Source organism: Hyphomonas sp., assembly GCF_016125515.1.
GTDB lineage: Bacteria > Pseudomonadota > Alphaproteobacteria > Caulobacterales > Hyphomonadaceae > Hyphomonas.
On sequence record NZ_WGLO01000010.1, the window covers coordinates 74,044 to 84,805 of the forward strand.

10 protein-coding genes are annotated in these 10,762 nt (G+C 64.5%); 3 read left to right on the forward strand and 7 right to left on the reverse strand.

Annotated elements, in window-relative coordinates; translation table 11 throughout:
- Positions 1-4 precede the first annotated feature (4 nt).
- Positions 5-1,024, forward strand: a complete 1,020-nt coding sequence (gene galE / locus GC148_RS09525) for a UDP-glucose 4-epimerase GalE (protein ID WP_291070455.1) — start codon at positions 5-7, stop codon at positions 1,022-1,024.
- 29 nt (positions 1,025-1,053) lie between these two features.
- Positions 1,054-2,166 (forward strand): glycosyltransferase family 2 protein, encoded by a 1,113-nt coding sequence (locus GC148_RS09530; protein ID WP_291070457.1) that lies wholly within the window; start codon positions 1,054-1,056, stop codon positions 2,164-2,166.
- A 4-nt stretch (positions 2,167-2,170) separates the two neighbouring features.
- Here the strand turns inward: GC148_RS09530 and GC148_RS09535 are convergent, their stop codons facing one another.
- From GC148_RS09535 to GC148_RS09560, 6 genes are read right to left on the reverse strand one after another with little or no spacing between them, the layout of a single operon-like run.
- Complete coding sequence (locus tag GC148_RS09535; protein ID WP_291070459.1) at positions 2,171-3,115, reverse strand: RDD family protein; 945 nt, start codon at positions 3,113-3,115, stop codon at positions 2,171-2,173.
- On the reverse strand, positions 3,112-4,113 hold the full coding sequence (locus GC148_RS09540) for a stage II sporulation protein M (protein ID WP_291070461.1): 1,002 nt from the start codon (positions 4,111-4,113) through the stop codon (positions 3,112-3,114). Before GC148_RS09540 ends, GC148_RS09535 begins: the two co-directional genes overlap by 4 nt.
- Positions 4,110-5,423, reverse strand: a complete 1,314-nt coding sequence (locus GC148_RS09545) for a DUF58 domain-containing protein (protein ID WP_291070462.1) — start codon at positions 5,421-5,423, stop codon at positions 4,110-4,112. The genes GC148_RS09540 and GC148_RS09545 overlap by 4 nt, the downstream gene beginning before the upstream one ends.
- Positions 5,420-6,376 carry a MoxR family ATPase gene (locus GC148_RS09550; protein WP_291070463.1) on the reverse strand — a complete coding sequence of 319 codons (957 nt, stop codon included), beginning with the start codon at positions 6,374-6,376 and terminating at the stop codon, positions 5,420-5,422. Before GC148_RS09550 ends, GC148_RS09545 begins: the two co-directional genes overlap by 4 nt.
- Positions 6,363-7,589: a DUF4350 domain-containing protein gene (locus GC148_RS09555; protein WP_291070465.1), complete on the reverse strand. Its 1,227-nt coding sequence runs from the start codon at positions 7,587-7,589 to the stop codon at positions 6,363-6,365. Before GC148_RS09555 ends, GC148_RS09550 begins: the two co-directional genes overlap by 14 nt.
- A complete protein-coding gene (locus GC148_RS09560; RefSeq protein WP_291070467.1) occupies positions 7,586-8,377 on the reverse strand; it encodes a hypothetical protein in 792 nt (263 codons plus the stop codon). Before GC148_RS09560 ends, GC148_RS09555 begins: the two co-directional genes overlap by 4 nt.
- 138 nt (positions 8,378-8,515) lie before the next feature.
- Here GC148_RS09560 and GC148_RS09565 point away from each other — a divergent pair, with 138 nt between their 5' ends.
- Entirely contained in the window at positions 8,516-8,983 is a 468-nt protein-coding gene (locus GC148_RS09565; RefSeq protein WP_366063621.1) for a GAF domain-containing protein, read from the forward strand.
- On the opposite strand, the gene GC148_RS09570 is transcribed toward GC148_RS09565, so the two are convergent.
- On the reverse strand, positions 8,969-10,738 hold the full coding sequence (locus GC148_RS09570) for a carboxylesterase family protein (protein WP_291070470.1): 1,770 nt from the start codon (positions 10,736-10,738) through the stop codon (positions 8,969-8,971). The genes GC148_RS09565 and GC148_RS09570 overlap by 15 nt on opposite strands.
- Positions 10,739-10,762 lie beyond the last annotated feature (24 nt).

Genomic DNA, 10,762 nt, shown 5'->3' on the forward strand with positions numbered 1-10,762 from the left:
CGCCATGCCAGGAAAACTGTTGGTTACCGGGGGCGCTGGTTATGTCGGCAGCCATTGCTGCCGGGCCTTTGCGGAAGCGGGCTGGGACGTCACCGTGTTTGACAACCTGTCGACCGGCTGGCGCGATCTGGTGAAATGGGGCCCGCTGATCGAGGGCGACCTGCAGAACCCGGCGGACCTCGACGCCGCCTTTGCGAAAGTGAAACCGGACGCGGTGGCGCATTTTGCCGGTTCGGCGCTGGTTGCAGAATCTGTCCGTGAACCGGTCATCTATTATCGCAACAACACGCTCGCTACGCTGAACCTGCTCGAGGCGATGCGCAAGCACGGCGCCGGCTACCTGATCTTCTCCTCGACTTGCGCGACCTTCGGGCACGCACATGCCGACACGATCGACGAGACGCACCCGCAGAACCCCATCAATCCCTATGGCTGGTCGAAGCTGATGGTCGAGCGGATCCTGAAGGACTTCGATACCGCGCATGGCATCCGTTCGATCCCGCTGCGCTACTTCAACGCTGCGGGGGCGGACCGTGATGGCCTGACCGGCGAACGCCATGCCTGCGAAACGCACGTCATCCCTCTGGCCCTAAAGGGCGCCTATGACGAGGGCTATGAGTTCACGATCCTCGGCAGCGATTTCGACACGCCGGACGGTACTGCCATCCGCGATTACATCCATGTCGAAGACCTTGCCGAAGCCCACCTGCGCGCGCTGACGGCGCTGGAGAAGGGAGCAGCCTCGACCGCCTACAATCTCGGCACGGGCCGGGGTACCAGCGTGGCGGAAGTTGTCGAAGCGGTGGAACGCGCGACCAATCGCAAGATCCCGCGCAAGATCGGCCCGCGCCGGCCGGGCGATCCGGGCAAGCTCATCGCCTTGCCGGACAAGGCCGCGCGCGAACTTGGCTGGGTGGCGAGCCGCTCGGGCATCGACAACATCATCCGCACAGCTTTGGCCTGGCACCAGGCCGATTGGGAAACCGGGCAAGCACACGCCCATGAGGCGCATTCCGCCGTCTGAACCTGCGGCGTACGACAAGACGACAACCCATGAGCCAGCCCGTCATGCCGGAAAGCAAGGTGATCCCCGCAGTAGCGGTCGACCGGGCGTTACCGACGGTCTCGGTTATCATCACCTGTTATAATTATGGACGCTTCCTGCCAGCGGCGATCGACAGCGTTCTGGCTGAGAATGTCGGCGCTGAGATCATCGTGGTCGATGATTGTTCCACCGACGACTCCCGCGACGTGATGCGCCGCTATGGCGACCAGATCATCCCCATCTTCCAGACGCACAACCAGGGCCATGCCGGCGCGTTCAACGCCGGGTGGGCCAAGGCGACCGGCGACGTCATCTATTTCCTCGACTCGGACGACTTCGTCCTGGAGGGCGGGCTGAGGCGCGCCCTCCAGAACTGGGAGCCCGGCGTGCTGCTCTACCAGTACCGGATGCGGTATGCTGACGAGACGGGCACGCTGACAGGTATCCATCCTTCACCCAGATTGCACCTCGGTTCCGGCGACCTGTCTCAGCAGCTGCGCGACGAGGGACGGTTTCATGTCAATGTCACCTCGGGCCTGTTATTCGCGCGCGAAGGGCTGCAGAAGGTGATGCCCATCGATGCCGATGCCTTCCGTATCAGCGGCGAGGGCTATCTCGTTTCGGTCATCCCGCTCTATGGTCCGGTGCGCAGTTATGACGAGACGCTGTCGGCCTACCGTCTGCATGCGGCGCAGAACTGGAAGGTCCGCAGTGATTTCGCCGCCCGCGCCCGCAGAGGGCTCGACCACGATTTCAAACGCTATGCGGCCATTCGCCAGCACGCCGCGAAGCTCGGCCTTCCGGCGGCGGACAATCTCGGCGACGCGGACCTGCCGCACCTGAACGACCGGCTCCTGTCCCTGTCCTTCGCGCCGGACGAGCATCCGATCGCGGGCGATTCCATTGCCCGCGTGGTGCGCCTCGCCACAGCGGCGCCTCTGCACGACGCCAGCGGCGGCGAGTACGTGGCCCGTTGGTTCTGGTGGACGGCGATGGGCATCCTGCCGGGCGGCGCACGGCGCACCTTGCTGCGGTGGAAGATGGACCCCAGCGCCCGTCCGGGATGGGTCTCCGGGCTCGCCCGTTTCGCGCGCCGGCGCCTCGGCATTTTCATGCACTGAAGGGTCAGCGTACGTCGAACTTGTCGGCCTTGCGTTCCCCCAGCAGCATGCGCTGCTCCAGACGCCGGCGCAGGGCGGCGTAGTAGGCTTCGAGGAATGAGAGATCGGTTTCGCCGTCAATCGGCGCCCAGCCGATCTTGGCGCGGATGCGCGCCGCCACCTGCCTTTTGATCTCCTGCGTCGACTGGCGCAGCACATCTTCCAGAACATGCAGTTCGTGGATGCCATAGGCTTCGGTCTGCGCCTGTGTGAACACATAGCGCGAGGCCGCTTGCGGGCGCGCGGCGGCCGAGGTGATGTCGTCCATCAACTTCGCCTTGGGGGCCTTGATTACCCATGTGCCGGCGATCAGGTCGCCGACGCGCATCTTGTCCTTGTTGAAGATGGGAAAGAGCAGGAAGACGCCGGACCAGACGAGTCCGAGCAAGGCCATCCAGGCGCCAAAACCGTCACCGCCCATCAATATAAACTGGAAGGGCAGACCGATCTCGAGTTCTCGGATGAAATTGCGCGCCAGTACCGAGTTTGCGGTCAGCCTGCCGCCATCGCGCGAGGCGACGCGCAGGCCCAGGATGCGCTTGCCGGGCGTCGCGGCGCGCTGTCCGATCTCGAAGAAGATGTAGTAGAAATTGCGGACAAAGAAGAAAAACACCAGCCAGAAGGCGAAGGCGATATTGCTGCTGCCCGGGTTCAACGCGCCGCTGATGAAGCTGAGGCCCAGCAGGGTCGCGATCACGATGGCCCACTGAATCGCGATGTCGATCATCAGCGCGCCGGCGCGCTCGGAGGCGTTCGCCAGCTTCAGCCGGATCGCCGCGCCCTCTGGTGTCACCAGCTTGCGCACCATCTTCGCCGTGCGTAATTCTTCAGCGAGGCGCGCCCGGCGCTGCACCGCCGCTTCCATGCTGATGCCCGGCCTTCGGGTTGTGTCGACGGGCTTGGTCGTCATGGTGCCGCCGCTTTCCGGGGCACATAGAAATAGACCAGCCAGAAGACCAGCGTGCCCGCCGCGATGCCGTAACGCACGCCATCTGAATTGATCAGTTGGCGGCCGAAGCCTTCAAGGATTGCCGCAATCACCAGCATCACCACGCAGCCCATGGCGATCGTGGCCGCGCGCTGCCCGGCGGCGCGCGCCGAGGCAAGGCGCGTGCGCCCGCCGGGAAAGGCCACGGCGCCGCCGATCACGAAACCCGCTGCGCCTGCCAGAACAATGGCGAACAGTTCAGTGACGCCGTGGATCATCAGCCATCCGGTGAACTCGAAGCCGAGACCCTTGTCCCAGAAAACGGCGTACATCGAGCCGATCATCACACCGTTATAAACGAGTAGCCAGGCTGTCGGGATGCCGAAGGCGAAGCCGAGCGCAAAGGCGAACAGGGCGATCTGCGCATTGTTGTTGAACAGGAAGCTGGAGAAGGCTGCCAGCTCACCTTCGCCGTTGCTGTTTGGGTCGTTGTAGATGGTGCTGCGCAGGTAATCGACCGAGGCGTCCGGATTGCGGCCATCAAAGAAGTTGTGGCCGTGGAAGGTCCAGAACCAGTCCATGTCCTGCAGGCAGAGGAAGAAGGCGAGTACCCATCCGCCGAAGAAGAAGAGGGCGGCGAGCAAGGTTGTCCAGACCGACTGGCTGACGGCTTCGTGCCAGTCCTTGCGCAGGAAGGCCATCATCCGCTCGCCCAGTGTCGTGCGGGCGCCGTAGACGAAGAAATAGGCGCGGGTGCACAGGCTCTCGAGATAGTTGATGACGTTCTGGTCCAGCGAGATCGACCGGGCAACCGACAGCGACGAAACCGCCTGCCGGTAAAGGCGTGGCAGGGCCAGCATTTGCTCGTCGCTGAGCCGCTGAACGCCGCCATTCTCCGCCTTCGTCAGGATGAGATCCAGCTTCTGCCAGTCGGCCTGGCGCTCTTCGCGGAAACGGTAGGACTTGAGAAGGTCGCTCACAGCATGTCCCTCTGCTTGATCTGGAGGTAGCGAGAGACGAGCTCGGAGCTGAACTTCTCCGGCGTACTTTCGATCACCTGGACGCCAAGGCGTTGCAGGCGGCGAAGCACCACATCGCGTTCGGCAAGCAAGGTATCCGCGATCACGGCGCGGGCGACATCCTGCGCGGTGTCCGGCGCGGCATCGGCCATCTGCGCGAGGGCGGCATCCTCGAAGGTCGCGAACAGGACAAGGTGACGATCGGTCAGTCGCTTGACGTTTTCGAGCATCAGCTCGGCCGAAATCGTGTCCACGAAGTCAGAGAAAATAATGATCAGGCTGCGCCGTTCCAGCCGGCTGGCCAGGCTGGAGAGGGCGAGCGTGAAGTTTGCTTCGTCCTCGGAATAGTCCATCTCCGCGACCATGGCCTGCGCTTTCGGGAAGCTGCTGGTGCCGGTGAGAAAGCCGCTGCTGACGCCGGGTCGGTCAGAGAAGCCGTAGAACATCGTGCGGTCGCCCGCGCGCAACGATACATAGGCGAGCAACAGGCCTGCGGTTACCGCGCGATCGATTTTCGGCACCCCGCCCAGCGGTTCGCTCATCAGGCGGCCGGTATCGAAGGCGAAGATGATGTTGTGGTTGCGCTCCGTCTTGAATTCCTTGGCCAGCAGGTGGCGATGGCGGGCGGAGTGTTTCCAATCGATGGCGCGGCGGTCCATGCCGGAGGCGAACTCGCGCAAGGCGTCGAATTCGCTGCCATCGCCGCGCTCGATCTGTGTCTTGATGCCGAACTCCGCGTCGCGCGAGAACAAGCGGATGGCCTCGTCGCGCACCCAGCGCACATTCGGCGTCACCGGAATCGACAGGTTCAGGGGCGCAATGTGGCGCTTCTGGATCAGCCCCAGAGGCCCTTGCCAACGGCTCCACAACCGGACGGCCTCGGCTATGCCGCGGCGCGGCGGCGTCACGCGGATCGTGTGCGGACGGTATCGCCGATCCCAGCCGCGCAAGCCTTGGGTCGTCTGGGGCCCCATCAGTTCATTGGCTTCGAGCCGGATCTCGATCCGCGCAGGCAGGGGGCCTTCGGAGAAGGTGAGCCCGACGGCCAGATCATCCGCGCTTCCGACGTAAAGCAGTGGCGGCGCCGTGACCGTCGCGGAATAGTGGCGCACGGAAGCGCCGAACAGCGTGTCGACCGCAATCAACGCAGCCACCGCCGCAATCCACCCCGCTGACAGGATCCAGAGTTCCGGACGCAGAAGGGCGATCGCCACCATCAGGGGCAATCCCAGCAGCATCAGGAAGATCGCGCGCAGGGTCGGGGAGATCACCGGGGCGCCGCCGACTGTTCGATGATACCCATCAGGGTTTCCTCGGTTGTGCGCCCCTCGATGTCGGCGGCCGGCGACAGCAGCACGCGGTGGCGCAGGGTCGGCAGGGCCAGTTGCTTCACATCGTCCGGGATCACGAAGTCACGGCCATCCAGCGCGGCCCGGGCGCGTGCGGCGGTGGCGAGGGCGGCAGCGGCTCGGGGGCTTGCCCCGGTCTCCAGCGCCGGGCTGGTGCGTGTCGCGCGCACGAGGTCCACGATATACGCGATGATGTCGTCATTGATCCGTGCAGCCGCGACCGCATCCACGGCAGCGTCGAGTTCGGCCGGCGAAATGACCGGCGCAATGCCGAATGCTTCCGGCGTTTTCATGCCGGTGCGCGTGCCGTGCTGGGCGACGATCTTCAACTCCTCCTCACGGCTGGGATAGTCGAGTGTGTGCTTGAACAGGAAACGGTCCAACTGCGCTTCCGGCAGCGGATAGGTGCCCTGCTGCTCGATCGGGTTCTGCGTGGCGATCACCGTGAAGCGCGGGTTCAGCGGATAGCTTTCGCCGTCGATCGTTACCTTGCGTTCCTGCATCGCTTCCAGCAGGGCGGCCTGCGTCTTCGGCGGCGTTCGGTTGATCTCGTCGGCCAGCAGGATGTCCGTGAAGATCGGGCCCTTGGTCAGGCTGAACTCGTTGGTCTGGAAGTTGAACAGGTTCGTACCCAGAACATCGCCCGGCATCAGATCCGGCGTGAACTGGATGCGCCCGAACTGCAGCGAGATCGCTTTCGAGAAACATTGTGCCAGCAGCGTCTTCGCCGTGCCCGGTGCGCCTTCCAGCAGGACGTGCCCGGAGGAAAACAGCGCCACCAGCAACAGGTCGACCGTCGCGTCCTGCCCCACGATGGCCTTGCGCACTTCGGTCCGTATCCGGTCCCCGAGGTTTCGGATGTCAGTCACGCTCATTCAGTGTTCTCCTGATAACTTCCTTGCGCCAACGGTACAGCGCCCGTGTCTTGGCGAGCAGATCGTCGCGGCCTGCGGCGGTCTGTTTCAGCTCCGCTTCCATTTGTGAGAAAACGCGCCCCGTTTCCGGGTCCGGGCCGAGCCGGTCGAACATGGCGGACACCTGCGCTTCCGTCAGCGTTCGGGGTGCGCCGATCTCGCGCGCCAGCCGCCGGCGCACCAGGGCGAGGAAGCCCGGCGCCATCCGCGCCTCGCGCCGCGCCATCGTGACGAGGCCTGCCGAATTGTCCGCCAACGCCTGTTTGCCGAGCGCGATTGCGCGTGCCTCGGTCATCGGCGGACCGAAGCGGAACGATGCGGCCCAGCCGAGCAGCAGCGCTGCAGCAAGACCCACGAAAGTGACGCCGATATAGGGGGCACTGAACATCATCTTCAGCAGGTTTTCGGTGCGCTGGAAGCCGTGCAGCGTCGCGTCCAGAAGGATCGGTTCGTCGCTGTCATAACGCAGGAAGTCCACCAGCTGCACGGCAAAGCGCGCATTCTCGCGGCGTGCGAGGCCGAACGTGTTGATCAGGTCCGGATCGCTGAGGATGTAGAAACTGCGCACAGGGTCATACGCCACAAGGGCCGCGCCATCGACCTCGATAACCGTCTCGAGTCCGGCATCCTTGATCAGCTGCAAGCCCTCGTCCGGCTTGATCGCAACGGAGCCGAACGGCGCCTCGACCGTCTTCGGGACCTTCACCCGCAGGATCTCCGCATCCGGATAAAAACGCTCGACGCTGGATTTAAGGTCCTCGGCCTCGATCAATCTTGTATCGGCCTGGCGCGAAGCGTTCAGCGGATCAGTCCAGCCCGACCATTTCGGCAGCACGACCAGCGTGGTCGGCGTCAGGGCGCGGTCTTCCAGCGCAATGATGCTGCTGTAAGGGGGCAGGGTGATGATCATCAGCCCCCAGGGGCGCGTATCGAGGTCGCTTTCCAGCCGCGAGACTTCCACCGGATAGCCGGCCGACTCCAGAAGGCGCACGAAGCCGTTATAGCCGATCGCTGATGTCGAGTAGGGGTGCGCACCCGCCTGGTTGCGGTCGCGCATTTCCGGGGCCCAACCCGCCATCACCAGCACTGCGCCGAAGGAGATCGCGGCCACGGCGATCAGCACGGCCACGACGCGCGCCGAGAAGGGCGAAGCGGAGGCGGACGTGTCGCTCATGCCCAGCCCTCACCGAAGGCGAAGGACTCATAGCTGCGGCGCGCCTGTTGCCAGCCGTCCGCATCGACCGGGCGTCCGCCGAAGAAGCTGCGCTCCACAACCTGTATGATCGGATCTAGCGCCCGCTTCACGCGGTCGGGCAGACGTCCGAGGCTCGAGATCTCGCGCGCCGTCAGCGAGACCGGCACGCCGCCTTCAAGCCGTTCCTGGATGTCCTCGATGGACCGGAACAGCAACAGGTGAACGGCTTCGGCAAACCGGCCCTGCCGGGCGAGCGCGTCGGCTTCCTCCAGCAGCGAGCGGGCGGCGCCCGCGTCGGGCCGCAGGTCTGGCAGGATGTCATCCGCTGTCCGTTCCTTCGGTTTGGCGCGCCCGCCCAGGCGAAGCCGGATCGCTTCCCCGAACAGGAAGTAGAGCAGTCCTGCCACGACCAGCGCCGCCGCAGCCCAGAAGATGAACTGGAAAAGCGGGCCCAGCGCTTCAAGGAAATTGGAAAGGGCCATTAGCCAGCTTGGCGGCGGTTTGGGCGGGGCAGGTTCGACCGTCTGCACTGGCCGCTCAAGTTGCAACGCGCCATCGGCCAGGTAGGCGGCGTGGGCGCGGTCAACGACGTCGAGGTCGGTTTCCAGAAATCCATCGGTCGTTTCACCGGCATCGGGCGCGTCGCTGAACTCGTCCCATGCGGGCGGATCGATCACCGGGGGCGGATTGTCCAGCTGGGCAGCGGCGGGAAACGCGGTCAACAAGCTCAGGCCAAGCGCGCAGAGGGGCGTCTTCAACCTGTGCATCGGGGACCCTGCCTCCTCACGTTGCGCGACCACCCGCTGACGCAGACTATTTCAGAGGTCGCCAGCCGCTTCAACGGGCACTTGCGGTCCCCCTGTCAGTGGCGGTACAGGCCGGGCATGACCGCACAGAGGCAGGATATGGACAAGGCAGAGGCGTACAGGCAGCTGACAGAAGAAATCGCCAGCGTGGTGGCGGGGGAAACCTCGGAAACGGCGCGTTATGCCACAGCGGCCTGCCTGATGGCACTGGCGTTCAAGCCGCGCTTTTTCTGGACCGGTTTCTATCTGGTCGATCCGCTCAAGCCGGGCGAATTGGTCGTTGGTCCCTATCAGGGCACGCTCGGCTGCCTGCGTATTCCCTTCGGCCGGGGCGTCTGCGGCCATGTCGCCGCGACACGCGAGCCGATCATCGTGCCGGACGTGCATGCGTTTCCGGGCCACATCGCTTGCGATTCTGCCTCCAACTCGGAGATCGTCGTGCCGGTCTTCCGGGCTGATGGAGCGCTGGCTGGCGTGCTGGATGTCGATTCGACGGAATTCGACGCCTTCGATGAGGTCGATCAGGCTGGTCTGAGCGGGATCTGCCGGATCCTACTCACTGCCTAGGACGGGCGCGAGCTCACCTTCGGTGGGCGCCGGCGGCGGAGGCGGCTCAGGCGGCGGACCTGCAACGGCGTCGATCCGGTTGCGCAGCGCTTCCTCGAGGATGTCGAGCTTTCGCGCACGCAGGCCTTCGATCGGCTCCGGCTTGGCGTCCAGCTTCATCCACACATCACGCTCGGCTGTCAGGGCCGGCCATTCGGGCAGGCCCTGGCCATTCGGATCGCCGGTGCGTGCGAAGTTCGTCCAGTAGCTTCCCATCCGGTCCGTCAGCTTGCGGTCGGAGTCCGTCGTCTTCATGCCGGCTATGTGCGTGTCGAACACGAAGGACAGCTCGGACGCGTGGAACGCGCCGATGGTCTGGCGCTTGGAAGGCGGCACCCGGGTGAAATGATAGAGCCAGGTCGGCTCTCCACCTTGAACGTTCTGCCGGGCCACAAACCGCATGTGCACGCCGAACATGTCATCACCCAGCATGTCGGTTGCACCCTCGTCCCAGGTCTCCGGCGTGTCCATGCCGTAAAGGGCCTGTAGCGCCTTGGCGGGGTTCAGGCCGAACACTTCGGCCAGCACCTTTTCGCGCTCTTCCAGCGCTCCGGTAATCTGTGGGCGGAGGATCGTCGGCGACCGGATGCTGTCATAGAACAGCGAGCCCTCATCCGCATTGTATCCGGCCAGCATCGGCACCTTCGGCACGTCCCCGTCGCGGAACGCCGCACCGATCGGGCGGGGCAACACCAACCCGTCAATGACCGGCAGGAAATAGCCATTGAGATCTTCGCGGGCGTCGGAACGCGAAATGATCGCCGCCGCCGGAATGGCGCGCAGGTCCTTCGCGGTGGCGGCAGGCGGGGCGAGGGTCGACAGGAAATCGGCGCCGGCCTCTTCGGCCGAAAGGATTCCCGCACGCGCCGAGCGCTTCAGGTGCAGCATGTTGCCTGTGCTGGCGCCGCTCTGCAGGATCACCTTGTCGAACAAGCCATCCGCAGCAGGCAGGGCCATCAACTCGGTCACCGACTGCGCGCCCGCGCTTTCGCCGAATACGGTGACGTTCGAAGGATCACCGCCGAAGGCCGAAATGTTTTCCTTCACCCATGCGAGTGCAGCGGCCTGATCAAGCAGACCGTAATTGCCGGACGTGCCGGCCTCTTCCGTCAATGCCGGGTGCGCGAGATAGCCGAAGGCGCCGAGCCGGTAGTTCACCGTGACCAGCACCACGCCCTTCTCGACAAGGGAATTCGATTGGTAAAGCGCGCTCGAACCTGATCCATATTGGTGCGATCCGCCATGCAGCCACACCATGACCGGCTGGGGCGTTGCCCCTTTCAGGTTGGCAGTGCGCACGTTCAGGAAAAGGCAGTCTTCCGCTTCGGGCGGGGTCTGCTGCGCCGACATGACGATCCGCGCGGCCGTGCGTTCGAAGAAAGAGAGGCCCAGACCGTCAATCACCGAGTTGACGAAACTGCCATAGCGGGTGCGCGGCTGGATGCATTCCGGCCCGAATTCGCGCACATCGCGCGAAGTCGCGCCCCATTGCGGCGGCGCGGTCGGCGCGCTCCAGCGTTTGGCGGTGGCGTAAGGGATGCCGTTGAACTCGCGGATTGAGGGATTATCGCGGTTAATGCCGCCGACGACGATGCCTTGGTGAATCCGGACAGGCTCCGAAATCTCCATCGGTTTCGGCGGTTGGCGCAGCGCGAACCATCCGTAGGCAGCCGCAACGGCCACCAGAAAGAAAAGAACTATACTCAAACGGCGCATGGTCAGGTTCCCCGGGCCCGGCTG